We start from the raw sequence: 26501 nt of genomic DNA, 5'->3' as shown, positions 1-26501 counted from the left end.
TCCTAATCTATGAGTTTAGCCATAAGGTAAACATCTAGAAATTCTCCATTTTTAGTTCTTGCACCACGTTTCTTAGTGCCTTCAATGTCAAATCCGAATTTTTGATAGAGATGAACCGCCCGTTTATTACGTGCTTGAACCGTCAACTCTAAGCGGCGGATAGTTGGTGTATGATCTGCCCAGTCAATCATTGTTTCCATAAGAAACTGGCCAACACCATTCCCCCAGTAGGGTTTAGAAACCGCAATAAATACGTCGCCAATATGACTGGTCTTAGTATCTTGATCAGAGGTAACATTACAAACACCAATGACCTCATGACCCAATTTCGCCACCAAACAAATCTCATTAAGCCTATGCTGATGACTTTCAATATAAGTGGCTAACTGTTCAGCACTCAGTATAGAACTTCTATCATCTTGTGCTAGAAAATCCGATTCCAAGGCTACAGTCTCTAGTAAACGAGCTAGAGAGGCAGCATCCTCTCTTTGAGCTTCCTCAATGACTAATTCTTGCTCAGCCATTTATCATTTCCTCCTGAATCTCCTTACTTCTAGGACCGAAAGATTCAAAAAGCAACTGACGTCCATCTCCATGATGAGATATCGAAATTAGGAGATAATCCCCTAACAGACTCTCATCTAGGAGCTCACCCCACTCGATGATTGTCACACCTTCACCATACAGAAAATCATCTAAATCAATAGAATCTGGATCATCACCAATGCGGTAGACATCTAAATGATAGAGTGGCAGTCGCCCCTCATACTCCCTTACAATAGTATAGGTTGGACTCTTTATCATCTGTGAAATATCCAAACCTTTGGCAATTCCCTTAGTCAAGGTCGTTTTGCCAGCTCCCAGATCCCCTGAGAGAACAATTATATCTCCAGAATCGAGCAGTCGACCTAGCTTTTGGCCGATACTAATCAATTCTTCTTCATTTTGACTGTAAATCATGTTTTCATTATATCAAAAAATAAAAATATGGACTAGAATCCACTGTAAAAATACAGTAGAAACTTATAAATATTGAATCATTTAAGTAAGAAGTTAAGATATGTATTTTAATCTTCAATTTATTTTAACCACATCAATCACTCATAGATTAGAAATCGTTTTGTAAAACTTACTATAGATTTGAAAGTTAATCAAAAAAACTCTCTCACATTCCCCAGATAAAATCGCAAAAGAAAAAGCCTGACAAATATACAGACTTTTAACTTTCAAGCTTTAGAACACAGCCATACTGATGAAGTTAAGGATAAACAAGATATCCAAAATCCACATAATAAAGTGGACATCCTTAGCTTGACCTTTGACGATTTTGACCAAAGTATAAGTAAGGAAACCAGCTGCGATACCATAGGTAATACTATATGAGAATCCCATGAAAATAGAAGTGAAGAAGGCAGGAATAGCTTCAGACAAGTCTTCCCAATCGACACTCTTAAGGTTAGAGAGCATCATAACACCTACAATAATAAGAATAGGCGCTGTTGCCGCATTTGGAACGATTGACACCACTGGACTAAAGAAACTAGAAATGGCAAAGAGTACAGCAACCACAAGAGCTGTCAAACCAGTACGTCCACCAGCACCAATACCTGCTGCAGATTCAACGTAAGTTGTAACGTTTGAAGTCCCTGCAATGGCACCAATACTTGTACCAACAAGGTCAGAGTAAAGAGCACGGTCAAGAGCTTTTGATTCGTTGTTATCACCTGTTGAAGCAATGATACCAACCTTCTCACCAGTACCGATTAAGGTACCGATAGTATCGAAGATATCAGTCAATGAGAAGGCAAGGATAGCCATAAAGACACCAGGCAAACGAGAAACGTCTGCAAAGAGTGATCCCAATCCCTTAGATCCAAGCGCTGCACCAAAGACCTGACCAAGATCTTTAATAGATGATGTCAAGCTAGCTGCGTGCCAATCGATGCTTCCAAGATCAACGACACCAGCAAAAATAGCAATGATAGTCGTTACGAGGATTGAAAGAAGAACTCCACCACGAATACCTTTAACAATAAAGAAAATCGCAATCGCAAGACCAATCAAACCTACAATTACAGTTGGATTATTGAAGGCAACCAAACCTGGTGTAGCTGACGATGAAGCTGTAATTGACGCCTTGGCCATGTCAGCACCTTTACCTGCTACAGTGTAGGTATGTGGATTAATTGAGAATTTCAAGAAACCAGCATTTTTAATCCCAACATAGGCAAGGAAAACACCGATACCTGCTGAAATAGCAGATTTGAGAGCTGTTGGAATAGACTCAATAATCATCTTACGTACTTTAGTTACCGTGATGATCAATGAAATAACACCACATAGAAAGACCATTGCTAAGGCCTCTTGCCAAGTGTAACCCAAAGAAAAGACCACTGTGTAGGTGAAGAAGGCATTAAGCCCCATACCAGGCGCTTGAGCGTATGGTAGGTTGGCATAAAAGGCCATCATCAATGTCCCTGCAACCGCACCAATAATTGTTGCTAAGAAAACACCTTGTGCAGGCATTCCTGTTTGGGCCAACATCGCTGGGTTAACAAAGAGGATGTAAGACATGGCAAAGAAAGTTGTCAATCCGGCAGTCACTTCTGTACGGACATCAGTACCATGTTCTTTCAATTTGAAAAACTTTTCCATGAAAGTTTAGACTCCTTAATAAAAAATATTGTCAAAATCCGAATAATTTCGGAACATTCTCACGTAGAATGCAACATTACTATTCTACATGAAATTATTTGACGGTGCAAGGTTTATTTCCTGAGACTTTTCTTATGAAAAACCGAACGTTCTTAGAAAGCTCTTTCTTAATCACCAACAAAGGACAGATTTTTGCTATAATAGGAACATGACAAAAAAATTGATTGCACTAGATCTTGATGGAACGCTCTTGCGCCCAGATGGAACTATTTCAGAATTTACACAAAAAACGATTAAAGACGTACAAAACAAAGGACACCAAGTCGTTATCGCTACAGGTCGTCCTTATCGTATGGCTATTGACCATTACAAAACACTAGGGTTAGAAACACCACTCATTACCTTTAACGGCTCCTTGACCAATCTTCCAGACCAAAACTGGGCTTATGAGCATTCGGTTAAATTAGATAAGAAATATCTGATTAGCCTCTTACAACGCCATGATGAATTAGAGATGGATTTTCTGGCTAGTGAATATCGAAAACACTTCTATATCACTATGAATCACCCAGAGCGTATCCAACCACAACTCTTTGGTGTTGATAAAATTATTGAGGCTATGCGTTTAGAACCAACTAAAATCACGCGCAACCCTAACGCTCTCCTTATGCAAACTCGTCATGAGGATAAGTACCAACTTGCCGATGACATCAAGAAGGACTTCAAGGAAGAAATTGAAGTTGATTCTTGGGGTGGCCCGCTTAATATCTTGGAATTTTCGCCTAAAGGCATAAACAAGGCCTACGCCCTAAACTACTTACTTAAGGCCATGCGCAAATCAACGGATGATCTGATTGCTTTTGGAGACGAACACAACGACACAGAGATGTTGGAACTTGCTAAAACTGGTTATGCCATGAAGAATGCTAGCTCTGTTCTTCTCCCCCACGCTAACGAACAAATTGAGTGGACTAATGAAGAGGATGGCGTTGCTCGCAAACTCCAGGAACTCTTCTTATAAACAAGAAAAGACACTGAAAATTTCTTCGGTGTCTTTTGTTCTGATTAAGGTAAAATAGCCACTGCACGCACTGGGGAACCTGTCGCCTTGTCCCAGTGAGGAAATGCAATTGAAATCAAAGCACCAACAGCTGGAACTTGATCCAATTGATTCAAGACTTCTACCTGATAAATGTTTTGTTCCAAAAGGTAGTATTCGTTAACCAAGCCATGTTCTGCTGCTGGAATACCCGCATCGGTATCAAAGGTTTCATGACCGACAGCCTTAACATGGCGTTCATGAATCAAGAATTCTAGAGCTTCTCGGCTCCACCCTGGACTTTGTTGAATCCCATTTTCATCAAGGTTACGCATAGCATCTTGATTTGGCCAACGCTTCGACCAATCACTACGAAAAGCGACAAAAGCCCTTTCAGTAATTTTTCCATGCTCTGCTTCAAAGTCTAAGATATCTTGTTTGCTCAAGATAAAGTTTGGATTCGCAGCAACTTCTTTAGACTTGTCGATAACATAGAGTGGTAAAAGAAGATCTTTGAGAGCAATCTCATCCAACCAACGACCACCTTCTACAAAGTGAATCGGTGCATCAATATGCGTTCCGTATTGACCAACTACTGTAAATTTTTGAACATGGAAACCATCTTTTAATGTGAAAAGGTCTTCTTGTTTCAAAGCTGGGAGAGCTGGAAAGTGTGGACTTTCTGCATTAATTTTGTGGGTCAAGTCAACCCATTTCTTAGATTGCAATTCATTATAAATACTTAGTAAATCTGACATAAGGAGGTCCTCTTTTCTTATAGATTTAACCTTAAATAGCTAATTGAAGAAATTATAGCAGCCATTAATAGCTATTACAAGCATTTATCTCATTTTTTCTTAATCCCATTTCTTCTAGTTAGATATAGCTTCAAACTATATCTAACTCTTTTTGTCTGAAAAGAAAGTATATTTGCGATAATTTGATATTTTTTTCAATTTTATGACACTTTTGTTACGAAAAGCATTGACAAATCTATGATAACGTTTTACAATTAGATTGTTCTAATTTTCGAGGGACTAAAAAAATATTGTTGTCATTTTCATGTCATGAATGATAATACCAATAATCATTTTTCTATTCCTAAGAAGCAATATATAAAAGGAGGAAGAACACTAATGGGTATCGGTATTATTATTGCTAGCCATGGTAAATTCGCTGAAGGTATTCACCAATCAGGTTCTATGATTTTTGGTGAACAAGAGAAAGTTCAAGTGGTTACTTTCATGCCAAATGAAGGTCCTGACGACTTGTACGCTCACTTCAAAGATGCCATCGCTCAATTTGACGCTGACGACGAAATTCTTGTCCTTGCAGACCTTTGGTCTGGGTCACCATTTAACCAGGCAAGCCGTATCAAGGAAGAAAATCCTGATCGCAAGATGGTTATCGTGACAGGACTCAACTTGCCAATGCTTATCCAAGCATATACGGAACGTATGGTAGCTCCTGATGCTGGGGTTGAAGAGATTGTCGCTAACATTTATAAGGAAACAAAAGAAGGCGTTAAAGTCCTTCCAGAAGGCCTTATTCCTAAAGAAGACACTAAACCAGCCGACGCTAAGCCTTCTGTTCCTAAAGGTACCATTCCTGAAGGAACCGTTCTTGGTGATGGAAAAATCAAATACGTTTTGGCTCGTGTTGACACACGTCTCCTCCACGGTCAGGTTGCGACTGGTTGGACTCACTCAACTCACCCAGACCGTATCATCGTTGTTTCAGACACTGTTTGTCATGATAAACTTCGTACAAACATGATTAAACAAGCCGCTCCATCTGGTGTTCAAGTTCACGTTATCCCAATTAAAAACATGGTTAAAGCAAACAATGACCCACGTTTTGGTGATACACGTGCTATGCTTCTCTTTGAATCTGTTGAAGATGCTCTTGCTGCTGTTAAAGCAGGTGTTGATGTTAAAGAAATCAACCTTGGTTCTTCAGCTTATAAAGAAGGAAAAGTCAACGTTACTAAAGCTCTTTCATTTGACCAAACAGATGTGGATGCTATCAAAGAGTTGCAATCATTGGGTGTCAAATTTGACGTTCGTGGGGTACCAAGTGATAGCCCAGCAAACGTTGATGCCTTGATTAAGTCAGCTGAAACTAAATTAGCAGAGAAGAAATAATTTTGGAGGATGCATAAATGAGTTTAGTACAAATTATTTTAGTCGTAATTGTTGCTTTCATCATCGGTTGTAGCTCAGTTAACGACCAAATCGAAACATACCAGCCAGTTGTGGCTTGTTCCCTTATCGGTCTTGTTACTGGTCATCTCGAACTCGGCGTAATGTTGGGTGGTAGCTTACAGTTGATTACTATGGGATGGGCTAACGTTGGTGCTGCCATGGCACCAGATGCCTCACTTGCCGCTGTTGCTTCTACAATTATCCTTATCTTGGGTGGTCAAGGAACTAAAGGAATTGGTCCTGCCATCGCCCTTGCGGTGCCTTTGGCTGTTGCCGGTCTTGCCTTGACAATGGTTGTCCGTACAGCAACTGTCTTCATCGCTCATATTATGGATAGCCGTGCAGAAGCTGCTGATATCGCTGGTGTTGAAAGATGGCACTTTATCGGTATGGCCCTTCAAGGTCTCCGTGTTGCTATCCCTGCCCTCCTCTTGCTCTTGATTCCTGCACACCTCGTACAATCTGGTCTTGAAGCTATGCCTGAATGGTTAAAATCAGGTATGACAATCGGTGGTGGTATGGTTGTAGCCGTTGGTTATGCCATGGTTATCAACATGATGTCTAGTCGCGAAGTTTGGCCATTCTTCTTCCTTGGTTTTGCTTTGGCTGCCCTTAAAGAGTTGACCTTGATTAGTTTGGGTATCATCGGTCTCTGTCTTGCCGTTATGTACCTTGCACTTGAAGCTAGTGGTTCAAATGGTTCTTCAAATGATGGAGGATCAGGTGATCCCCTCGGTGAAATTCTGGAAGACTTTTAATTAGGAGGAAAGAAAATGGCTGATTCAAAAATTAAATTAACAAAAGCAGATCGTTTCAAAGCTTTCTTGCGCTCATACTTCCTTTTAGCTTCATTCAACTATGAACGTATGCAAAATGGTGGTGTGGCCTACACCCTTATTCCTGCAATCAAAAAACTTTATCAAACTAAAGAAGAACGTGCTGCTGCCCTTAAGCGTCACTTGGAATTCTTTAATACACAACCTTTCATGGCTAACCCAATCTTTGGGGTTACGCTTGCCTTGGAAGAAGAACGTGCCAACGGTGCTGAGATCGATGATGCGGCTATCTCAGGGGTTAAGGTCGGTATGATGGGACCTCTTGCAGGTGCCGGTGATCCTCTCTTCTGGTTTACCCTTCGTCCAATCTTCCTTTCACTAGGAGCAGGTTTGGCTGTTTCAGGTAACGTCCTAGGCCCAATCGTCTTCTTCGTTCTCTGGAACGTCATGGTTGCCGCCGTTAAATGGTATACTCAAGAATTCGGTTACCGTGCTGGTACTGCGATTACAGACGACTTGTCAGGTAACCTTCTTCAACAAGTAACTCGTGGCGCATCAATGATGGGGATGTTCGTTATCGGTTCTCTTATCCAACGTTGGGTAAGCATTACCTTCACACCAGTTGTCTCTGTTGTTAAACAACAAGAAGGTGCTTATATCGATTGGGATAAACTTCCAAAAGGTATTGCCGGTGTTAAAGCAGCCTTCCTAGAACAAGCTGCTGGTAAATCACTCGAAGCCAACAAGGTAACAACATTGCAAGATAACTTGAACCAATTGATTCCTGGTCTTGCTGCCCTTGGTTTGACTTTCCTCTGTATGTACCTTCTTAAGAGAAAAGTTTCTCCAATCGTTATCATCTTGGGTATCTTTGTTCTAGCTATTGTGCTCCACATTATTGGTGTACTCTAATCGGAGCAAGGTATGGTTAAATCGCTCAATACCGAAATGGCTCACACAACTAAGGGAACTTGGTTTCGTGAAGGGCCTATTTACGGAAATATTATGGTCGGTGATAAGGCCTTCGAATTTTACAACGATACGAAGTTACAAGATTACGTTCAAATTCCTTGGGATGAAGTCACTTATGTGATTGCCGATGTCTACTTCGGTGGTAAGTTCATCCCACGTTTTGAAATCCGTACTAAGCAAAATGGACGTTTCCGTTTTGCCAGTCGAAAAAGCCGAATAACTTTGAAAGAAATTCAAAAAAGAATTCCTCGAGAAAGTTTAAGAAAAGCACCTAGTTTTCTCTTTGTCCTCAAACAAGGATTTAAAAATCTTTTCCGACTCATTGTCAAGAAGAAATAATCTCCGAATATTATAAAAAGATTGTTCGATCTAATGGTTGGGCAATCTTTTTATAATATTTTGCTCATTTTTGAAAGAAATTGACTTCTTTTGAAATTTTATCTCACTAGCTATTGACATTTACTTGAAAGCGTTTTACAATATAATTGTTCTTGATTTCTTATGTTTAAAAAGATTGAGAGACGCTTTTTTTTAGCGTCTTGATAAAAATCGGAGATAGTCTTTTTAAGCCTAGGAAAAAATAATTTATAAGGAGGAGAACACGAATGGGTATCGGTATTATTATTGCCAGCCATGGTAAGTTCGCTGAAGGAATCCACCAATCAGGCTCTATGATTTTTGGAGACCAAGAGAAAGTTCAAGTCGTAACTTTCATGCCAAGTGAAGGTCCTGATGACTTGTACGCTCACTTCAACGACGCCATTGCACAATTCGATGCTGATGATGAAATTCTTGTTTTGGCTGACCTTTGGTCTGGTTCACCATTTAACCAAGCTAGCCGAATTGCTGGAGAAAATCCAGATCGCAAGATTGCTATCATCACAGGACTTAACTTGCCAATGCTAATCCAAGCATACACTGAACGTATGATGGATGCTAACGCTACTGCAGAGCAAGTTGCTGCTAATATCATCACGGAAGCTAAGGGTGGTATCAAGGCACTTCCAGAGGAGCTAAATCCAGTTGAGGAAACAACTGCAGCTCCTGTGGAAGCTGCAGCACCTCAAGGAGCTATCCCAGAAGGGACAGTTATCGGAGATGGTAAACTCAAGATTAACTTGGCACGTTTGGACACACGTCTCTTGCATGGTCAGGTAGCAACTAACTGGACACCTGCTTCTAAAGCAGACCGTATCATTGTTGCTTCAGACGACGTTGCTAAAGATGAGCTTCGTAAAGAATTGATCAAACAAGCAGCACCAAATGGGGTTAAAGCAAACGTTGTTCCAATTCAAAAATTGATTGATGCTTCTAAAGACCCACGTTTTGGTAACACACACGCGCTTATCTTGTTCGAAACTGTTCAAGACGCACTTCGTGCTATCGAAGGTGGCGTGCCAATCAAAGAACTTAACGTTGGTTCTATGGCTCACTCAACTGGTAAAACAATGGTTAACAACGTTTTGTCTATGGACAAAGACGATGTTGCTTGCTTCGAAAAATTACGTGACCTTGGTGTTGAATTTGACGTCCGTAAGGTTCCAAACGATTCTAAGAAAGACTTGTTTGACCTTATCAAGAAAGCTAACGTTCAATAATCTTCATCCGGATAAATTAGTTGATAAACTCAGCTAATCACAACTCAATAGAAAAGGAATTATTACCATGTCAGATATGTCAATTATTTCTGCAATTTTGGTCGTAGTTGTTGCCTTCCTTGCTGGTCTTGAAGGTATCCTTGACCAATTCCAATTCCACCAACCACTTGTTGCATGTACCCTTATCGGTGCTGCTACAGGTAACCTCACTGCAGGTATCATGCTTGGTGGTTCTCTTCAAATGATTGCCCTTGCTTGGGCTAATATCGGTGCCGCTGTCGCTCCTGACGCTGCCCTCGCCTCTGTTGCTGCTGCCATCATTTTGGTTAAAGGTGGTAACTTCACAACCGAAGGTATCGGTGTTGCGACTGCAACAGCTATCCCACTTGCGGTTGCCGGTCTCTTCCTAACTATGCTTGTTCGTACAGCATCAGTTGCCCTTGTTCACGCCGCAGATAAAGCTGCAGAAAACGGAAACATCGCTGGTGTTGAACGTGCACACTACCTAGCCCTCCTTCTTCAAGGTTTGCGTATTGCTATACCAGCAGCCCTTCTTCTTGCCATCCCAGCTCAAGCTGTTCAAGGTGCCCTTGACAAGATGCCTGACTGGCTCAACCACGGTATGGTTGTCGGTGGTGGTATGGTCGTAGCCGTTGGTTACGCCATGGTTATCAACATGATGGCTACTCGTGAAGTTTGGCCATTCTTCGCCATTGGTTTTGCGCTTGCAGCTATTAGTAATTTGACACTTATCGCTCTTGGTGCTATCGGTGTCGCTATTGCCTTCATCTACCTCAACCTTTCTAAACAAGGTGGCGGAAATGGTGGCGGAACTTCATCTGGTTCAGGCGACCCAATCGGCGATATCTTGGAAGACTATTAGGAAGGGGTGCTCTCATGGCTGAAAAAATTCAATTATCTCAAGCAGATCGTAAAAAGGTTTGGTGGCGCTCACAATTCTTGCAAGGTTCATGGAACTATGAACGTATGCAAAACTTGGGTTGGGCTTACTCACTCATTCCTGCTATCAAAAAACTTTATACTAACAAAGAAGACCAAGCCGCAGCTCTTAAACGTCACTTGGAATTCTTCAACACTCACCCTTACGTAGCTGCTCCTATCATGGGGGTTACCTTAGCTCTTGAAGAAGAAAAAGCCAATGGTACTGAAATCGAAGATGCAGCTATCCAAGGGGTTAAAATCGGTATGATGGGACCTCTTGCCGGTATCGGTGACCCTGTCTTCTGGTTCACGGTTCGTCCAATCCTTGGTGCCCTTGGTGCATCATTGGCGCAAGCTGGTAACATTGCTGGTCCACTTATCTTCTTCATCGGTTGGAACCTTATCCGTATGGCCTTCTTATGGTACACTCAAGAACTTGGTTACAAAGCAGGTTCAGAAATTACCAAAGACATGTCTGGTGGTATCTTGAAAGATATTACTAAAGGGGCTTCAATCCTTGGTATGTTCATCTTGGCTGTCTTGGTTGAACGTTGGGTTTCAATTAACTTCATCGTAACCCTTCCAGGTAAAGTTTTGTCTAAGGGTGCCTATATCGAGTGGCCTAAAGGAAATGTTAGTGGTGACCAACTTAAGACTATCCTCGGCCAAGTTAATGACAAACTTAGCTTCGATAAGATTCAAGTTGATACCCTTCAAAAACAATTGGATTCATTGATTCCAGGTTTGATGGGACTTCTCCTTACTTTCGCATGTATGTGGTTGCTTAAGAAGAAAGTTTCACCAATCACAATCATTATCGGACTCTTTGTAGTTGGTATCATTGCAAGCTTCTTCAAAATTATGTAAAAAGAGTAAGAGTTTAGCCAAGCTGAACTCTTTTCTTATGCTATAATAAAAGTATTACAATCGAAAAGCGAGATAGATATGGCACAATCATTAAACAAAACAGTTGAATTGCATACAACGGGTGTTTCCTACATGGCTATCGGAGGAAAGGTCGGTAAATTTCTAATCGGAGATGTGGCTCTTGAATTCTACCCAGATGTCAATGTCGAGCAATATATTCAAATTCCTTGGACCAGCATCACTCAAATTGGTGCTAATGTGTCAGGAAAGAGAATCGGCCGTCATTTTGAAATCTTAACAGACAAGAGCAAATTCCTCTTTGCTTCTAAAGATTCTGGAAAGATTCTAAAGATTGCTAGGGAACATCTTGGTAATGAAAAAGTCGTCAAGTTGCCAACTCTCATTCAAACTATCGGCACTCGACTCAAAGGTTTATTTGCCAAAAAATCATAATTTTTGTATAATATAACAGACGGATAAGTACTAGCTAGATCCTTTCAGAAAGCCTGCGGTTGCTGCGAGCAGGTAGGGTTAACCTACGAAATTCTACCGTTTCTAATAATTAAAAACATAAACAAGTGCACTCCTGTGAAGTTGGATGGAACCGTGGCCTATGTCACTCCAACACTTTCACTGGAGTGTTTTACTTTTTGGAGGAACTTATGTTAGATGTAAAACGTATTCGTAACGACTTCGATGCCCTTGCTGAAAAATTGGCTACACGTGGTGTCGCTGCTGAAACTTTAAATGAACTCAAAGAGCTTGATGTTAAACGTCGCGAACTTCTTATCAAATCTGAAGAACTCAAGGCTCAACGTAACATTGCTTCAGATGGTATCGCTCAAGCTAAGCGTAACAAAGAAGATGCTTCCGAACAAATCGCAGCAATGCAAAAAGTCTCTGCAGAAATTAAGGAAATTGATGCAGAACTTGCTGCTATCGATGAAAAGCTTAATGCCATCGTTGTGACACTTCCAAACACACCAAATGACTCTGTTCCAGTAGGTGCTGACGAAGATGAAAACGTAGAAGTTCGTCGTTGGGGAACACCTCGTGAATTTGATTTTGAAGTTAAAGCACACTGGGATCTTGGGGAAGACCTTGGTATCCTAGATTGGGAACGTGGTGCTAAAGTCACTGGTTCTCGCTTCCTCTTCTACAAAGGACTTGGAGCAAAATTGGAACGTGCAATCTACAACTTCATGTTGGATGAGCACGCTAAAGAAGGTTACACTGAGATGATCACACCTTACATGGTTAACCACGACTCAATGTTCGGTACTGGTCAATATCCAAAATTCAAAGAAGATACTTTCGAGCTTGACGGTACTGACTATGTCCTTATCCCAACAGCTGAAGTTCCTTTGACAAACTACTACCGTGGTGAAATCCTTGACGGTAAAGAATTGCCAATCTACTTCACAGCTATGAGCCCTTCATTCCGTTCAGAAGCTGGTTCAGCTGGTCGTGATACACGTGGTTTGATTCGTCTTCACCAATTCCACAAGGTTGAAATGGTCAAATTCTCAAAACCTGAGGACTCATATGATGAGTTGGAAAAAATGGTAGTTAACGCTGAAAACATCCTTCAAAAACTTAACTTGCCATACCGTGTCATCACTTTGTGTACTGGCGATATGGGATTCTCAGCTGCGAAAACTTACGACTTGGAAGTTTGGATTCCAGCACAAAACACTTACCGCGAAATTTCTTCATGTTCAAACACAGAAGATTTCCAAGCCCGTCGTGCACAAATCCGTTACCGTGACGAAGCTGATGGTAAGGTAAAACTTCTTCACACTCTTAACGGTTCAGGACTTGCTGTTGGACGTACAGTAGCCGCTATCCTTGAAAACTACCAAAACGAAGATGGTTCAGTAACTATCCCTGAAGTTCTTCGTCCTTACATGGGTGGTGCTGAAGTGATTTCACCAAAATAAATAAGAGAAATCTCCAGAAAAACTGGAGATTTTTTTAGTTTTGATTAGCTTCCTCGTAGTATGGTTTCAACTTATAGAATCCATCAGCGAGTTCTTCTACCAACTCTTCCATTGTTTCACTAGCAGTCACAGGGACATCATACTTGACCAAGACCTTACGAACACGACCATCTCTAACTGCTTCTTTAAGCATCTGGCGATTCTCTTCAGTTCCTTCCACACGATGACTAACACCATTTTCCTGGGCAAAATAGTATAGAGAGGGTGCAATCGGTAAGTCTAGGACCTTATGTTGCTTAGCTAGAGTGGTATCTGATTTTTTACGTTCGACAAAGCTAACTTCTACTGAAATCCCCCATTTTTCAGGCTGACCATAAAGTCGAATCGCCATGGCAACATCGTCTAAACTATCCTCAGGGGCCCTGTAATAGCACCAAAAGTGTGGCCGGCATATTTGTGCTTGATTAGCCCAATTACTGACACGATCCATCTTAAAGGGTGCCAAACGCTCCTCTAGAAGTTTTGCTAAAGCCTGCATCTCCTTACGAGCTGCTTGACCAAGTGCCTTGAGGTCTTCCATCTCTTCCTTATGTGGGCCCGCTTTTTCAGGTTTGATATACTTAACCCCTTGTTTAGATAAATAAGATTGAATATTTTCTAACATCGTTTTCTCCTTACAATGATAAAAGACCAACCCATAACGATTCTATTCCGGTTGGTCTCTTTTTTTATTTACGTTTACGAGCAATCAAATGGATTGGTGTTCCCTCAAAACCAAAGGCTTGACGAATTTGATTTTCCAAGAAACGCATGTATGAGAAGTGCATAAGCTCTTCTTCATTGACAAAGATAACAAATGTTGGTGGTTTAACCGAAACTTGTGTGCCATAGAAAATCTTAAGGCGTTTTCCTTTGTCAGTTGGTGTTGGGTTGATGGCAATGGCATCCATGATAACATCATTCAAAACAGCTGATGAAATACGACGGTTCTGACTCTCACTGATGCGTTTAATCATCTCTGGCAACTTGTTAAGACGTTGTTTCGTCTCAGCCGATACAAAGATAATTGGTGCATAGCTCAAAAATTGGAACTGATCACGGATATCTGCTTCCCAGTTAGCAACGGTATGATTGTCTTTCTTAATCGTATCCCATTTGTTAACTACGATGATAATCCCTTTACCAGCTTCATGGGCAAAACCAGCAATACGCTTATCATACTCACGGATACCTTCTTCGGCATTGATAACCATAAGGACGATATCAGAACGGTCAATGGCACGCATTGAACGCATGACAGAGTATTTTTCTGTGTTTTCATAAACCTTACCAGATTTACGCATACCAGCGGTGTCAATCATGGTATACTCTTGACCTTCACTGTCCACAAAGTTTGTATCAATGGCATCTCGAGTAGTACCAGCAATCGGGCTGGCAATCACTCGGTCCTCACCCAAAATGGCGTTAATCAAGCTTGATTTTCCGACGTTTGGACGTCCAATCAAACTAAAACGAATGATATCTGGATTTTCTTCTTCAACTTCTGTTGGGAGGTTTTCAACGATAGCATCGAGAACATCCCCTGTACCGATACCGTGAACAGATGAAACTGGATAAGGATCACCAAGTCCAAGAGAATAAAAATCATAGATATCTGCACGCATCTCAGGGTTATCCACTTTATTTACCGCCAAGATAACAGGCTTGTTGGTCTTATAGAGAATACGAGCAACGTACTCGTCCGCATCTGTCACGCCTTCCTTACCTGAAACGACAAAGACAATAACGTCAGCTTCAGTCATGGCAATGTCAGCTTGGTGCTTAATTTGTTCCATAAATGGTGCATCAACATCATCAATACCACCTGTATCAATTAAGCTAAACTGGCGATTAAGCCATTCAGCAGAGGTATAAATACGGTCACGTGTTACCCCTTCAACGTCTTCGACGATAGAGATACGTTCACCCGCAATTCGGTTAAATAGGGTCGATTTCCCAACGTTTGGGCGACCCACGATAGCAACTGTAGGTAATGTCATATGTTTAAGTCCCTGATTAAATAGGGATTCCTTTCTTCATTTAGCAGTCTCACTTCCACCAAGGAAAGCAAACTCTCTTATTCTTTATCATTATTAGGATCACCCTAACGGCGATTAACACCCTTCAAGTGAACCTCTTTGGCAAGAAAACGGATACGCTCCATCACACGTTTGGCCTGCCAAGTCTCGTCTCCTTGACGTCCATTGGATAGCTTAGCTTCTAAATCCGCAAAACTATAGTTAGACGTAAAGAAGGTAGGCAGCTCCTCAATCATGCGATGCTGGAGGATAACTTGCAAAACATCATCCCTAATCCAAGAAGAGAATTGTTCTGCACCAATATCATCTAGAACCAAAACTTCCGCCTGTTTGACAGCATCAATTTGCTCCTTGACAGAACCATCCTTGATTCCATTTTTAACATCAATAGTAAATGATGGGTAATGAATAATGGTCGTCGCAACCTTCTTGGTCTCTGAAAGTTCATGAGCCATAGCAGCCAACATGAAGGATTTTCCAACCCCCATGTCTCCGTAGATATAAAGGCCTTTCTGGTCTGGACTAGGGTAATTCGCCACAAAATCCACGAGACTCTCAAAGGTATCAACACGAGCCACATCATCTAGAGCAATGTCCGCAAAGGTAATCTTACGATAAGACTGAGGCAGACTCACCAAATTAATCCGTTTAGCAATAGCCTGCTGTTCTTGTTGCTCTTTGAGCTGACGCGTCTCCTTATAGGTGACATCAGCGTAGCCTTCATTCATGGTCAGAATCGGTTCATACCCTTTGGCAATATACGAGGCATCACCTTCCTTTACCTTACGGCATTCCACCAGGAATTGATTAAACTTAGGAAGACTACGCTTGATTTCATCCTGGCTTAGGCTATGCTCTTGAATAAAGCTAGCCACTCTTGGATCCGCTAAAATTTGCTTCGTTAAATCTGTTGCATTGCCAGACCCATGATGCCCTGTTCGGTTTAGGGTTTGTCCAACTCTTTCCATAGGCTACTCCTTTCCTTTTTCTAGTTTTGCCAAAGCTCGACGTCTAATTTCATCCAACTTGGCCTGATCAGCCTGACTGGTTTGATTATCATAATCTGGATTACTCCAGCTCGGCACATTTGTTTTCTTCTTAGAATCAGCTTTTGCTTGCTGTGATTTCTTATCGTAACCACTACGCAAAGCTAAAAGCCCCTGTTCAGCAGTGACGATATTCTTAAAGGCAAAATCGTTGGCAAGTTTAGAGATATACTCTCGATTTACATTCGTTGAACGTGTCCGTCCCAAACTGTAGGCAACCATGAGGTTAATTACCTCATCCATAAAGCCTCTTTGTGCCAAATCCGTGAGAATCTGCTTCTCAGAATTAGTCACAGTCCCGCTTGGGCCTTTAGCACTTTGCAAGTAATCTATAGGCTTTTCGGACCTAACCGCTTTAAGAATCTTTTTCTCCGTCTCCGTCAAAGCAGAATCACCACCCAATGTTTGAGCTTGAGCCTGTTCTAATTGCACCTGCATACGCTTGACAATAATCTGGTGGTTCACGGCTGTCTTTTTCGCTAAGAGATAGGTATCATACCAATTCATGCCATGAGTTTCAGACAATTTATAGATTTCTGGCACATCTGTCTTTTCATCTGTAAATACAAGTCCGTCAGCCTGCATACGATTCCTGAAACTGCTTAAATCAAACGAATTTTTAGGCTTGATTTCAGACACAGACTTTTGAGCCAAACGCTCATCGGTAAAGACATCCGAAAAACGTTTAGATAAATCTTGCAAGCCTTGTAGACCTGCCGGTTTCAAAGCATCTACTGCTGGTTCACTAATCTTTTGCTCGAGAAGTGAACTATAAACGGCATGTTTTAGAAACTGCTCAATTGATAAGGGAGACTTAAGCTCTATAACATAAAACCCTTGAGGTGACTGGTAAAAGGCCAAGAGATCTACTGCTGTCAGAACCGCCAGTGCTTCCTGAAGGGGCTGCATTCCAAAGTTAAGATGGTTCAGAATAGCCGCAAACTTATGGCGGTGATTACCATTGTCATAAAAAGCCACGAAATACTGGTAGAGAGCGTATCCTTCACTCCCAATAATGGGATAATAGCAACGCATCAAACTTGCCTGATCGGGAACGATAACCTGATTGCCAACATAGACAAATTCTTCAATAGGTCTCATTTTTTAGACTCTTTTTTCGCACGTACAGTTTTGGTGATCTCTTGAAGCAACTCTTCAATCTCATCAACATCTTTGAAAGAACGGTAGACACTGGCAAAACGTACATAAGTAATTTCATCAAGGTCAGCAAGTTCTTTCATCACTAAATTCCCAATGACATCACTATCAACCTCTCCATCATGGTTACGGCGAATGTTTTGCTCAATTCGGGTGATGGCATTTTCGATATCCTCACTAGAAACCGGACGCTTCTGAGCACTCATCAAGATACCATTGAAAATCTTATCGCGAGAGAATTGTTCACGAGTACCGTCTTTTTTGACAACCAAAAGTGGAACTTCTTCCACACGCTCAAATGTTGTAAAACGAGCATGACAAGAATCACACTCACGACGCCGACGAATGGTATTCCCATCCTCTGCCTGACGACTATCGATAACACTAGATTTATTATGTTGACATTTTGGACAACGCATGCACTTCACCACCAATCTTTGAAATTCGGTACTCTATTTTACCATAAAAACACATAAAAAGCACGCCCTAAACGAGGCGTGCTCATGACCAAAAATCACTCTAAGTCTCTTATAAATTGAATTAAAGCTCAAGTTAAGGTGTCGTCGTTTCTCCATCTGCAAATGGAATGTAAAGGTCGAAACGTGTTCCAACACCAAGTTCAGAACTAACATCGATACGGCAGCGATAAGCTTCCACAATTTGGTAAAGGATTGACAAACCAATACCAACACCAGATTGCGTTGTCGTACGATTACGTGCCTTATCTGAACGGTAGAAGCGCTCAAAGATATGCTCAATATCTTCTTTAGAGATTCCTTCACCATTATCTTGCACTTGGACCAACATCTCATCTTCCAGAGCCTTAATTGTAACCTGGATTTCCTTGTTAACAGGAGAATACTTGACCGCATTATCAATCAAAATAGTAATCGCCTGTTCAAAGTGTTGGCTGTAAATCTGTGCTGGACGCTCTGAGCTCTCAAAATCATTGAGATAGAATTGGTAATCTTCATGCAAGACACGGAAGTTACCAATAACCGTACGGATTGAAGAATTCAAATCACACGTATCATTTCTATGATTTTCAAATGATCCTTTGACACGGATAGAATCCAACATATCATTAATCATAATCGTCATACGGTTGGCCTCGTGACTTGCAGCCTCAAGACTCTCCTCAAGAATCTCAGGGTCATTTTTACCCCAACGTTGCAAGAGGTCCATATGGCCCTTGATAACCGCAATCGGCGTACGTAATTCATGACTGACGTCACTCAAGAAACGCATCTGCATCTGATTATTTTCTTGGATTTTATCCATCATACGGTTAAAGTTAACCGCCAAATCACCAATTTCATCGTGACTTTCAATCTTAGAACGAAGTTCCAAATCACTTGGCGAATCGGTGATAACTCCCATCGTTTCGTGCAACTGTCTCATCGGACGAAGAATAGATGTCAAGACAACCACAGTTGCTGCGATAACTAGAACCGTCATCCCCACTTCTAGGAAAATCAATAAGAAAATCAAACGCTCTTTCAGAGCATAGTAGAATTCCAAATCATGGAAAATCTGGGCATAACCAACGATGGTCTTTTTATCCTTACCGTAAATTGGAACTTGTAGTAAGAAACCTCGCTTTCCTTTATAGGACACTGACTTCAGTTTGTTTACTTCAGACATGCCTGGAGGAGAGTCTGTGTTTTCCTCAGAAGTAAAGATAAACGTTCCCTTTTTGTCATAAACAAAAACAGATTGGTTAGAAAATAATTTATTAGAAATTGCAACTTGACCATCCAAAGAGTGCTTTTCAGAAAGCACACCATTAATGATTGATGCATAGATATTTTTAGGCGAATAAAGGGCCGCTAAAAGCGGTTCTGGACTCAACTCTTCATCAGAATCCCAGTCCTTTTCGATATAAGTAACAACTTTCGAAATTGTGTTATTTACATTTTGACGTTCACGTTGCAAAAGAAGCGTATTGGCCGAGAAAACAACAACCAGAGTGAACATCGACAATACAAGAAAGAAGACCACAGCAGTTGTCATGGTCAACTTTTTTCTAATGGTTACTTTACCAAATAATTTATCTTGTAATTTACTCATTTTTCACGGATAACGTAACCCATTCCTCGCACTGTTTGAATGTATGATTCCTTACCTGGAACATCGATTTTTCCACGCAAGTAACGAATATAAACATCTACAACGTTTGTTTCGATTGCGTCATCATATTTCCAAACTTGAAGCAAGAGTTCCTCACGGGTCATCACTTGGTTCATATTGCTCAAAAGTGTGTTCAACAAATCAAACTCACGTTTTGTCAATGGAATTGCTTCATCACCACGAACAACTGTACGGTTTTGAACATCCAATTTCAAATCACGATAAGTTGACGCTTTAGCTGGTGCATTCTTAGCAGCTTCGATATCTTGGCGACGGAAGGTTGCACGAATACGTGCCAATAGTTCTTCAATCGCAAAAGGTTTTACAATATAGTCATCAGCACCACGGTCCAAACCAGCAACAATGTCCATGATTGAATCGCGGGCTGTCATCATCATAATATAAGTATCTTTTTCTTGTTGGAGACGACGTGTTACTTCAAAACCGTCCATCTCAGGCAACATAAGGTCCAAGAGAATAAGATCGAAATCTTTCTCGAGTGCCATTTCAAGTCCTTCACGTCCGTTGTCTGCTGTCACAACGTCGTATCCTTCGTGTTGAAGTTCAAGAGAGACAAAACGAGCAAGGTTTTTCTCATCTTCAACAATCAAAATGCGTTTGCTCATAATAAGTATTTACCACTTTCTTAAAATTTTTTGACTTCTATTTCCCTTAAAAAGTCTGTAGATTTACCCTATAAATAAATCCGAAAATTAACTTCTAATGATATAATAATACAGATTTTTAAAATTGTCAAACATTTTTAGTTTATTTTTTTGAATTAATTTTCGTCAAATAGACCGTTCAATTGGGCGAAGGGATTGCTTGCTTCTTTTTTCTCCTGTTGAAGTGCGGCAAAGTCCTCTTCTGACAAGACTTCCCAGTCATTACCTGAGAGCGAAATTTGTCCTGATTCTTCCTCAGGTGTTAATACTCTCAAAGGAATATTAAGAAGAATATTATCTAGAATACTCTCATCAAGATTAATGGTATCCCCATCCAAGATAAGAACTAGATTTTCTTCGACTAATTCCTTTTGAAGAGCAGCATCTGCCTCTTGTATAAAGGTTTCTGAAACCGGATAGTTAAAGCTAAGTGTCACAGGATCAAGTGAACGGCTAGATGGCAAGGTAATATCATAGCTAAGTTGATAGTCCAAAAGGTACAAGCCATTATCATAGGCTACCTGACCACTTGCTTGAATCTGTTCAAGATTTAAAACTTGATCATAGCGTTCTTTAATAGACTCCAACAAAGAAGGTGCTTCGGTAAAGGCGAGCCCCTCTGGAGACTTTCTAACTTCTGAAAGATAAATCATTCTTAATCCTCAAATTAAATTTCCCCATAGGGATCTATTTTCAATCCACAAGACCATAATCCCCTACATTCACTTTTCATTAGAGAGCATGATTATGATTTTAGACTTAATTAGTATTATATCAAATTTTTAAGAAAAAATAACACCTTTAATATTACATATTTCTTAAACTTAGAACTTTTTTCAAAGCTAATGAGAAACTTACTCAGACCCAGTTTCCATCTGTCCTATAGAGTTAGATGAAAGCTCTTAATTATGGTAAAATAAGAGCATTGAAACTAGATAAAAGGAATATATAATGACACCTGAAGATTTTTACAAGGCTCTGAAAGAACTGGGGTTCAATCTCAGCCAAAAACAAAAAGACCAATTCCAACGCTACTTTGAACTTTTGGTAGAATGGAACGAAAAGATCAACCTTACTGCAATCACAGAAAGAGACGAGGTCTACCTCAAACATTTCTATGATTCTTTGGCTCCTGTTCTTCAAGGGCATATTAAAAATCAAAGTATTCGACTTCTGGATATCGGAGCTGGAGCTGGATTTCCAAGTCTCCCTATGAAAATCCTTTGCCCTGAGCTTGATGTGACTATCATCGACTCTCTTAATAAACGCATCAATTTCCTCAATCTCTTGGCTGATGAACTTGAGCTCAGCGGTGTTCACTTCTATCATGGACGTGCAGAGGATTTTGGACAAGACAAGGCCTTCCGTGCTCAGTTTGATATTGTTACTGCCCGTGCCGTCGCACGCATGCAGGTTCTCTCAGAATTGACTATTCCTTTCTTGAAGGTTGGTGGACAACTTATTGCACTTAAAGCTGCAGCAGCTGATGAAGAGTTAGCCGATGCTAAAAATGCCTTGAACTCGCTTTTTGCAAAGCCTATTCTCAACGAGAACTACAGACTGCCAAATGGGGATGGACGTAATGTCACTATTGTCGATAAGAAAAAAGAAACCCCTAATAAGTACCCACGTCGTGCTGGAATTCCTAACAAGAAGCCGCTATAACGTTTATCCAAGGAGGTGTCTTACTCCTTGGATTATTATTTACTCTTATGATAACTCGGAGGTTTTCATTGATCAATCGTCTTTCTGTCACGCAAAAGCTGGTGCTCAGCTTTGTCTTTGTCATTATAGTGGGAAGTATTTTACTTAGCCTTCCCATAAGCCACTATGCTAATAGTCCAGAAACAAGCTACCTGGATCATCTCTTCAATACTGTGTCAATGGTCTGTGTAACTGGACTTTCTGTTGTCCCGGTCAGTAAGGCTTACAATGGTCTCGGTCAAATTTTCTCTATGCTTCTCATGCAGACGGGAGGACTTGGGCTCGTCTCTCTTATAGCCTTTAGCACCTATACCCTGAAAAATAAATTAGGACTGAGTGATCAAGATCTCCTTCAATCCGCACTTAGCAGGGATAACCAAAAAGATTTGAAAGCTTATCTTTTTAAGGTCTATAAAATTACATTTTCTATTGAAGCTTTGGCAGCACTTGTGATTATGACTGATTTCATTCCTCGTTTTGGACTTGGTCACGGCATTTTTAATAGTCTCTTTCTAGCTGTCTCTGCCTTTTGTAATGCTGGATTTGACAACTTAGGTTCTAACAGTTTACAGGATTATGCAACCAATCCAACCATTAACCTTGCTGTAGCTTTTCTCATTATGTCTGGAAGTTTGGGATTTGCAGTTTGGATTGATTTGATTCAACTAATAAGACGCTATATGACAGATCGTCCTAGGAACTGGAAATTAGCTTGTAGACCTTTCAGCAATCAAAGCCGTCTTGTTCTTATAAGTACAGGCTGTCTCCTCTTGGGAGGAACACTACTTGCTTGGTTACTGGAAATGGATAACTCTAAGACAATCGGTACTCTCAATGTCTGGCAACAACTTCTGGTGAGTTTCTTTCAGACTGTAACCATGCGTACCGCTGGCTTTGCAACTATTTCCTATACCAATGTCGATTTCTCCACAAATCTTCTTTTTATGATTCAAATGATTATTGGGGGTGGTCCTGGAGGAACTGCGGGTGGTATCAAGGTGACAACTGCCACTATCATGTTCCTGCTTTTTAAGTCAGAACTATCTGGTAACTCGAGCGTTGTTTTTCGAAATCGTATTATATCTAATAAGACTGTTTTGCAAGCATTCACAGTTATACTCTTTTTCCTAACAATGCTCTTTGTCGGCTATGTTATTTTGCTGGAGACTAATCCTACACTATCGCCCCTAGGCCTACTTTTTGAGAGTGTGTCAGCCATTGCTACCGTTGGTGTTTCAATGGATTTGACCCCTAATCTAAATACTCTAGGACGACTCATTATCATGTCTCTGATGTTCATTGGCCGTGTTGGACCTATCACTGTTCTCTTGAGCTTGATGACCAAAAAAGAAAAGCATGTCTCTTATGCCCCAACTGATATTTCAGTTGGCTAAACAATTTTATTCATTGCCAATATTCTGAAAGGATTTTATATGAAAACACAAATTATTGGGGTCCTCGGTTTGGGAATCTTTGGACAAACCATTGCAACCGAACTCTCCTCTTTTGGACAAGACGTTATTGCCTTAGATAATAACTCTACAACAATTAATTCCCTTGCTGATCAGGTGACTAAGGCCGCTGTTGGTGACATTACTGACATTGACTTTCTACGTTCTGCTGGTATTGATACTTGCGATACGGTCATTATTGCAACTGGAGAACACTTAGAATCTTCTGCACTGGCGCTCCTGCAATGTAAAAAGCTTGGCATTACAAATATTATCGCCAAAGCTATGAATAACAATTATGAGGAAGTCCTTTACGGAATGGGGGCCAACTGGGTCATCACTCCTGAGCGTAGCACAGCAAAAGAATTGGCTTCAAATATCCTCCGTTATAACATTTCAAATGTTTTTCATTTAGAGGACGACGTGGCTTTAATTGAACTTAAAATTCCAAAGGAATGGGCTGGAAAGTCTTTGCATACATTAAATCTAAGACAAAATTATAACGTCAACGTTATTGGTTTTAGAGATGAGCAAAATGGCAAGTTAAACACTCACTTTGACCCAAGTAAGAAACTACCTGACGAAGGAATCATCCTAGTTGTCGCCGACAATCGGACACTAGAAAAATTTGATTATTTAGGCTATTTGAAATAACAAAAAAACGTTCCAATCTCGTTCATCTGGACAAGACGGGAACGTTTTTTATTATGCTTAATGACAGATTTTCTCTGTGCTAAGAGCATTATCCCCATGGATTATAAAAACGACCATGATTGAAGAAAATTAATCCAATACTAATCCCCAATATAAGGATAGCTGATAGGATGACAAGGTAATCTTGTTTCATCAAAGATTTATGAACATACCATGTACGTTTTTTGTAGCGACCAAATCGTCGTAATTCCATAGCTGTCGATATGGTATCAATACGTTCGAGTGAAGAAAAAATCAGTGGAAGAACAATTTGAAGATTCCCGCGAATGCGTTTGACCAATCCCACCTTTTGCGACAAATCCAAACCACGAGCCTCCTGAGCCTTTCGAATCGTAAAGAATTCTTCTTGAACATCTGGAATATAACGCAAGGTTAAACTCACGGAATAGGCAAATTTATAAGGAACCCCAATTTGATTTAGGCTAGCCGCAAACTGACTCGGATGAGTGGTCATAAGAAAAAGAATGGCAAGAGGGACCGTTGAAAAATACTTGAGCAATAGATTTGCAAGGTAAAAAAGCTCCTGACTGGTTAGATAGAAACGCCACCAGCCTTCAATAATAACTGTCTTAGCCCCATAAATTTCTTCACCATAGCCAGGTGCGAAAAGGTAGACCATAAGTAAATTAAAGAGAGCAATCGATCCAATAATCTTAACAACGAATGAAATATCTCGCCAACGAATCTTGGCCAAATAAAAGAGATAAATAGAAAGTAAGCCTACTGCTAGAATAAAACGTGGGTCATAGGTTGCCATACAAGCAACTGAAACCAAGATAAAGAAAAGCATCTTACTTGCCCCAGACAAATCATAGAGGAAACCTTGACCTGACTGATAACCAATTAAACGATTAGACATTAGGGCCTCCTTTTTCGATATAATACTGGGTTACTTCTACTGGATCACTTGACAATTTCTGACCCAAAGTATAAAGAGATGTCTGCTTGAGATTAGCTGACTCAAGTAAATCCTTCTGATTAAGAATTGTAACAGGATTGTCGTCTGCAATGATTTTCCCCTCAACCACAACGAGACAACGATCACTATATTCCAACATGAGCTGCATGTCATGGGTAATCATCACAATGGTATGGCCTTGCTTCTGAAGACTGTCCAAGAAATTCATGATATCCGTGTAAGTCTTGTAATCTTGACCAGCTGTTGGCTCATCCAAGATAATGATTTCAGGTTTCAAGACCAAGATAGACGCAATGGTCACACGCTTTTTCTGACCAAAGGAAAGCGCAGAAATAGGCCATTTACGAAAACTATAGAGGCCACAAGTCTTCAGGACCTCATGAACACGCTCTTCAACCTCAGTTTCTTCGATTCCTCGCAAGCGTAAACCTAGAGCCACTTCATCAAAAATCATAGTTTGGCTAATCATCTGATTAGGGTTTTGCAAAACAAAGCCTATACGCTCTGAACGCTCAGCAATGCTATCCTGACTGATATCCTGACCCTTGTAAGTTAATTTCCCTTGACTAGGGACAAAACCGCATAGAGCTTTGGCAAGCGTCGACTTTCCAGCCCCATTTTTACCGACAATCGCTAGTCGCTCACCTTTTTTCAAGCTAAAAGACATATCCTCTATAATCGCTGGATTATCCCCATAGGAAACGCTAAGCCCCTCAACCTTCAAAATAGAATCACTTGAACTGTCTCTTTTATCTTTCAAAACTCTATCTGGCAGAACAAGGTCAGATAAGTCTAAAGCATCCAATTGACTAAGATTTTGTGCACTCCTTGTGTCAAATCCCAACTGACGTAAAACCGTCACATATAGAGGTTCGCGAATCCCATTTTCCAGTAAGAGAGTACTTGATAAAAGCTCATCTGGGCTACCGTTAAAGAGGAGGGTGCCATCATTGACCAGTAAAATCCGGTCAACAGGACGATAAAGAACATCTTCTAGACGATGCTCAATAATAATTGTTGTAGCTCCCTCCTCTTTGTGGATTTTATCAATGAGGTCAATGGTTTCCTGTCCTGATTTAGGATCTAAATTTGCTAGAGGCTCATCAAATAGAAGAATAGGACTCTCATCAATCAAGACACCAGCCAAACTAACTCGTTGTTTTTGGCCACCTGATAAGTCTTGAGGGCGGTGATTCAAAAGAGAAGTCAAGTCTAGACGTTCAGCCCAGAGAGCTACCTTATCCTTCATCTCACTTCGATTAGCACAATCATTTTCCAAGGCAAAAGCCAAATCCTCGGCTACTGTTAAGCCAATAAACTGACCATCTGGATCCTGCAATACCGTAGATACTAACTGTGACTTATCATAGATAGATTGCTTGAAAATATCCTGACCATCTATCCTTACCTGGCCTTTTGCCTGACCTTTATGAATATTAGGTATGATACCATTGAGACACTGAGCCAGGGTCGACTTTCCGCTACCAGAAGGGCCTAAAATGAGCACTTTCTCGCCTTTGACAATATCAAAGCTGATATCTTTAAGCGTCGCTTCTGCTTGCGCATCATATTGAAATGTAAACTGATTAAAACTAATGTATTTATCCATGTTTCTACTAAAAAAGAGAGAAGGTATCAAAACA

General features: G+C 40.6%; 27 protein-coding genes. 13 read left to right on the top strand and 14 right to left on the bottom strand.

Annotated elements, in window-relative coordinates; translation table 11 throughout:
• Window positions 1-2 precede the first annotated feature (2 nt).
• The 3 genes from H7U01_RS06025 to H7U01_RS06015 form a co-directional block, all read right to left on the bottom strand.
• Window positions 3-524 (bottom strand): GNAT family N-acetyltransferase, encoded by a 522-nt coding sequence (locus H7U01_RS06025; RefSeq protein ID WP_021143570.1) that lies wholly within the window; start codon window positions 522-524, stop codon window positions 3-5.
• Window positions 517-960, bottom strand: a complete 444-nt coding sequence (tsaE, locus tag H7U01_RS06020) for a tRNA (adenosine(37)-N6)-threonylcarbamoyltransferase complex ATPase subunit type 1 TsaE (RefSeq protein ID WP_002889989.1) — start codon at window positions 958-960, stop codon at window positions 517-519. Before tsaE ends, H7U01_RS06025 begins: the two co-directional genes overlap by 8 nt.
• 273 nt (window positions 961-1233) lie before the next feature.
• A complete protein-coding gene (locus tag H7U01_RS06015) occupies window positions 1234-2655 on the bottom strand; it encodes an NCS2 family permease (RefSeq protein WP_002883789.1) in 1422 nt (473 codons plus the stop codon).
• A gap of 208 nt (window positions 2656-2863) precedes the next feature.
• Here H7U01_RS06015 and H7U01_RS06010 point away from each other — a divergent pair, with 208 nt between their 5' ends.
• Entirely contained in the window at window positions 2864-3676 is an 813-nt protein-coding gene (locus H7U01_RS06010; protein ID WP_014633905.1) for a Cof-type HAD-IIB family hydrolase, read from the top strand.
• A 44-nt stretch (window positions 3677-3720) separates the two neighbouring features.
• Here H7U01_RS06010 and H7U01_RS06005 read toward each other — a convergent pair whose 3' ends face one another.
• Entirely contained in the window at window positions 3721-4452 is a 732-nt protein-coding gene (locus H7U01_RS06005; RefSeq protein ID WP_110980904.1) for a cyclase family protein, read from the bottom strand.
• A gap of 378 nt (window positions 4453-4830) precedes the next feature.
• Between H7U01_RS06005 and H7U01_RS06000 the strand changes: the two genes are divergently transcribed.
• The 9 genes from H7U01_RS06000 to serS all read left to right on the top strand — a co-directional run bounded on the left by H7U01_RS06000 (window position 4831) and on the right by serS (window position 12993).
• Window positions 4831-5838 carry a PTS sugar transporter subunit IIB gene (locus H7U01_RS06000; RefSeq protein ID WP_021143568.1) on the top strand — a complete coding sequence of 336 codons (1008 nt, stop codon included), beginning with the start codon at window positions 4831-4833 and terminating at the stop codon, window positions 5836-5838.
• Window positions 5839-5855: 17 nt separating this feature from the next.
• The gene (locus H7U01_RS05995; RefSeq protein WP_002886606.1) at window positions 5856-6656 is read left to right on the top strand and encodes a PTS mannose/fructose/sorbose transporter subunit IIC; all 801 of its coding nucleotides are present in this window, start codon (window positions 5856-5858) and stop codon (window positions 6654-6656) included.
• 15 nt (window positions 6657-6671) lie between these two features.
• Entirely contained in the window at window positions 6672-7586 is a 915-nt protein-coding gene (locus tag H7U01_RS05990; protein WP_002889984.1) for a PTS system mannose/fructose/sorbose family transporter subunit IID, read from the top strand.
• Between the two features lie 12 nt (window positions 7587-7598).
• Window positions 7599-7985 carry a DUF956 family protein gene (locus H7U01_RS05985; RefSeq protein ID WP_201041280.1) on the top strand — a complete coding sequence of 129 codons (387 nt, stop codon included), beginning with the start codon at window positions 7599-7601 and terminating at the stop codon, window positions 7983-7985.
• 266 nt (window positions 7986-8251) lie between these two features.
• Complete coding sequence (locus H7U01_RS05980; protein ID WP_201041279.1) at window positions 8252-9244, top strand: PTS sugar transporter subunit IIB; 993 nt, start codon at window positions 8252-8254, stop codon at window positions 9242-9244.
• Window positions 9245-9311: 67 nt separating this feature from the next.
• Window positions 9312-10127: a PTS mannose/fructose/sorbose transporter subunit IIC gene (locus H7U01_RS05975; RefSeq protein WP_107372540.1), complete on the top strand. Its 816-nt coding sequence runs from the start codon at window positions 9312-9314 to the stop codon at window positions 10125-10127.
• 14 nt (window positions 10128-10141) lie between these two features.
• Window positions 10142-11053, top strand: coding sequence for a PTS system mannose/fructose/sorbose family transporter subunit IID (locus tag H7U01_RS05970; RefSeq protein ID WP_107372538.1), 912 nt, complete (start codon window positions 10142-10144; stop codon window positions 11051-11053).
• A 78-nt stretch (window positions 11054-11131) separates the two neighbouring features.
• Window positions 11132-11506, top strand: a complete 375-nt coding sequence (locus H7U01_RS05965; RefSeq protein ID WP_107372536.1) for a DUF956 family protein — start codon at window positions 11132-11134, stop codon at window positions 11504-11506.
• Window positions 11507-11715: 209 nt separating this feature from the next.
• On the top strand, window positions 11716-12993 hold the full coding sequence (gene serS / locus H7U01_RS05960; RefSeq protein WP_021143565.1) for a serine--tRNA ligase: 1278 nt from the start codon (window positions 11716-11718) through the stop codon (window positions 12991-12993).
• 34 nt (window positions 12994-13027) lie between these two features.
• On the opposite strand, the gene H7U01_RS05955 is transcribed toward serS, so the two are convergent.
• The 8 genes from H7U01_RS05955 to H7U01_RS05920 form a co-directional block, all read right to left on the bottom strand.
• Complete coding sequence (locus tag H7U01_RS05955) at window positions 13028-13657, bottom strand: hypothetical protein (protein ID WP_021143564.1); 630 nt, start codon at window positions 13655-13657, stop codon at window positions 13028-13030.
• A 64-nt stretch (window positions 13658-13721) separates the two neighbouring features.
• Window positions 13722-15032: a ribosome biogenesis GTPase Der gene (der, locus tag H7U01_RS05950; protein WP_002886596.1), complete on the bottom strand. Its 1311-nt coding sequence runs from the start codon at window positions 15030-15032 to the stop codon at window positions 13722-13724.
• A gap of 104 nt (window positions 15033-15136) precedes the next feature.
• Window positions 15137-16039: a primosomal protein DnaI gene (dnaI, locus tag H7U01_RS05945; protein ID WP_002883792.1), complete on the bottom strand. Its 903-nt coding sequence runs from the start codon at window positions 16037-16039 to the stop codon at window positions 15137-15139.
• 3 nt (window positions 16040-16042) lie between these two features.
• A complete protein-coding gene (locus H7U01_RS05940; RefSeq protein ID WP_045771723.1) occupies window positions 16043-17218 on the bottom strand; it encodes a DnaD domain protein in 1176 nt (391 codons plus the stop codon).
• On the bottom strand, window positions 17215-17694 hold the full coding sequence (gene nrdR, locus H7U01_RS05935; RefSeq protein WP_002883820.1) for a transcriptional regulator NrdR: 480 nt from the start codon (window positions 17692-17694) through the stop codon (window positions 17215-17217). The genes H7U01_RS05940 and nrdR overlap by 4 nt, the downstream gene beginning before the upstream one ends.
• A gap of 133 nt (window positions 17695-17827) precedes the next feature.
• A complete protein-coding gene (locus H7U01_RS05930; RefSeq protein WP_201041278.1) occupies window positions 17828-19345 on the bottom strand; it encodes a HAMP domain-containing histidine kinase in 1518 nt (505 codons plus the stop codon).
• Window positions 19342-20031, bottom strand: a complete 690-nt coding sequence (locus tag H7U01_RS05925) for a response regulator transcription factor (RefSeq protein WP_002883757.1) — start codon at window positions 20029-20031, stop codon at window positions 19342-19344. The genes H7U01_RS05930 and H7U01_RS05925 overlap by 4 nt, the downstream gene beginning before the upstream one ends.
• A 155-nt stretch (window positions 20032-20186) precedes the next feature.
• On the bottom strand, window positions 20187-20723 hold the full coding sequence (locus H7U01_RS05920; RefSeq protein ID WP_201041277.1) for a DUF177 domain-containing protein: 537 nt from the start codon (window positions 20721-20723) through the stop codon (window positions 20187-20189).
• Between the two features lie 298 nt (window positions 20724-21021).
• Between H7U01_RS05920 and rsmG the strand changes: the two genes are divergently transcribed.
• From rsmG to H7U01_RS05905, 3 genes are all read left to right on the top strand, one after another.
• Entirely contained in the window at window positions 21022-21735 is a 714-nt protein-coding gene (gene rsmG / locus H7U01_RS05915; protein WP_037599017.1) for a 16S rRNA (guanine(527)-N(7))-methyltransferase RsmG, read from the top strand.
• Between the two features lie 68 nt (window positions 21736-21803).
• Window positions 21804-23168, top strand: a complete 1365-nt coding sequence (locus H7U01_RS05910) for a TrkH family potassium uptake protein (RefSeq protein ID WP_104020637.1) — start codon at window positions 21804-21806, stop codon at window positions 23166-23168.
• 39 nt (window positions 23169-23207) lie between these two features.
• Window positions 23208-23879, top strand: coding sequence for a potassium channel family protein (locus tag H7U01_RS05905; protein WP_073688679.1), 672 nt, complete (start codon window positions 23208-23210; stop codon window positions 23877-23879).
• A gap of 88 nt (window positions 23880-23967) precedes the next feature.
• On the opposite strand, the gene H7U01_RS05900 is transcribed toward H7U01_RS05905, so the two are convergent.
• Both H7U01_RS05900 and H7U01_RS05895 read right to left on the bottom strand, forming a co-directional pair.
• Entirely contained in the window at window positions 23968-24798 is an 831-nt protein-coding gene (locus H7U01_RS05900) for an energy-coupling factor transporter transmembrane component T family protein (protein ID WP_064524920.1), read from the bottom strand.
• Complete coding sequence (locus H7U01_RS05895; protein WP_201041276.1) at window positions 24791-26467, bottom strand: ABC transporter ATP-binding protein; 1677 nt, start codon at window positions 26465-26467, stop codon at window positions 24791-24793. Before H7U01_RS05895 ends, H7U01_RS05900 begins: the two co-directional genes overlap by 8 nt.
• Window positions 26468-26501: the final 34 nt, after the last annotated feature.

The organism is Streptococcus sp. 21.1 (assembly GCF_016648635.1).
GTDB lineage: Bacteria > Bacillota > Bacilli > Lactobacillales > Streptococcaceae > Streptococcus.
Note: the sequence above shows the minus strand (reverse complement) of the source record. Positions and strands in the feature narration are given on the sequence as shown.

Excerpts from the sequence above, each read along its gene's own strand:
- tsaE (WP_002889989.1), bottom strand. The coding sequence starts at position 960 with ATGATTTACAGTCAAAATGAAGAAGAATTGATTAGTATCGGCCAAAAG.
- rsmG (WP_037599017.1), top strand. The coding sequence starts at position 21,022 with ATGACACCTGAAGATTTTTACAAGGCTCTGAAAGAACTGGGGTTCAAT.
- nrdR (WP_002883820.1), bottom strand. The coding sequence starts at position 17,694 with ATGCGTTGTCCAAAATGTCAACATAATAAATCTAGTGTTATCGATAGT.
- H7U01_RS06000 (WP_021143568.1), top strand. The coding sequence starts at position 4,831 with ATGGGTATCGGTATTATTATTGCTAGCCATGGTAAATTCGCTGAAGGT.
- H7U01_RS05925 (WP_002883757.1), bottom strand. The coding sequence starts at position 20,031 with ATGAGCAAACGCATTTTGATTGTTGAAGATGAGAAAAACCTTGCTCGT.
- H7U01_RS05990 (WP_002889984.1), top strand. The coding sequence starts at position 6,672 with ATGGCTGATTCAAAAATTAAATTAACAAAAGCAGATCGTTTCAAAGCT.
- H7U01_RS05900 (WP_064524920.1), bottom strand. The coding sequence starts at position 24,798 with ATGTCTAATCGTTTAATTGGTTATCAGTCAGGTCAAGGTTTCCTCTAT.
- H7U01_RS05970 (WP_107372538.1), top strand. The coding sequence starts at position 10,142 with ATGGCTGAAAAAATTCAATTATCTCAAGCAGATCGTAAAAAGGTTTGG.
- H7U01_RS06010 (WP_014633905.1), top strand. The coding sequence starts at position 2,864 with ATGACAAAAAAATTGATTGCACTAGATCTTGATGGAACGCTCTTGCGC.
- H7U01_RS06025 (WP_021143570.1), bottom strand. The coding sequence starts at position 524 with ATGGCTGAGCAAGAATTAGTCATTGAGGAAGCTCAAAGAGAGGATGCT.
- H7U01_RS05930 (WP_201041278.1), bottom strand. The coding sequence starts at position 19,345 with ATGAGTAAATTACAAGATAAATTATTTGGTAAAGTAACCATTAGAAAA.
- serS (WP_021143565.1), top strand. The coding sequence starts at position 11,716 with ATGTTAGATGTAAAACGTATTCGTAACGACTTCGATGCCCTTGCTGAA.
- dnaI (WP_002883792.1), bottom strand. The coding sequence starts at position 16,039 with ATGGAAAGAGTTGGACAAACCCTAAACCGAACAGGGCATCATGGGTCT.
- H7U01_RS05980 (WP_201041279.1), top strand. The coding sequence starts at position 8,252 with ATGGGTATCGGTATTATTATTGCCAGCCATGGTAAGTTCGCTGAAGGA.
- H7U01_RS05985 (WP_201041280.1), top strand. The coding sequence starts at position 7,599 with ATGGTTAAATCGCTCAATACCGAAATGGCTCACACAACTAAGGGAACT.
- H7U01_RS05975 (WP_107372540.1), top strand. The coding sequence starts at position 9,312 with ATGTCAGATATGTCAATTATTTCTGCAATTTTGGTCGTAGTTGTTGCC.
- H7U01_RS05995 (WP_002886606.1), top strand. The coding sequence starts at position 5,856 with ATGAGTTTAGTACAAATTATTTTAGTCGTAATTGTTGCTTTCATCATC.
- H7U01_RS06005 (WP_110980904.1), bottom strand. The coding sequence starts at position 4,452 with ATGTCAGATTTACTAAGTATTTATAATGAATTGCAATCTAAGAAATGG.
- H7U01_RS05920 (WP_201041277.1), bottom strand. The coding sequence starts at position 20,723 with ATGATTTATCTTTCAGAAGTTAGAAAGTCTCCAGAGGGGCTCGCCTTT.
- H7U01_RS05965 (WP_107372536.1), top strand. The coding sequence starts at position 11,132 with ATGGCACAATCATTAAACAAAACAGTTGAATTGCATACAACGGGTGTT.
- der (WP_002886596.1), bottom strand. The coding sequence starts at position 15,032 with ATGACATTACCTACAGTTGCTATCGTGGGTCGCCCAAACGTTGGGAAA.
- H7U01_RS05955 (WP_021143564.1), bottom strand. The coding sequence starts at position 13,657 with ATGTTAGAAAATATTCAATCTTATTTATCTAAACAAGGGGTTAAGTAT.
- H7U01_RS06015 (WP_002883789.1), bottom strand. The coding sequence starts at position 2,655 with ATGGAAAAGTTTTTCAAATTGAAAGAACATGGTACTGATGTCCGTACA.
- H7U01_RS05905 (WP_073688679.1), top strand. The coding sequence starts at position 23,208 with ATGAAAACACAAATTATTGGGGTCCTCGGTTTGGGAATCTTTGGACAA.
- H7U01_RS05895 (WP_201041276.1), bottom strand. The coding sequence starts at position 26,467 with ATGGATAAATACATTAGTTTTAATCAGTTTACATTTCAATATGATGCG.
- H7U01_RS05940 (WP_045771723.1), bottom strand. The coding sequence starts at position 17,218 with ATGAGACCTATTGAAGAATTTGTCTATGTTGGCAATCAGGTTATCGTT.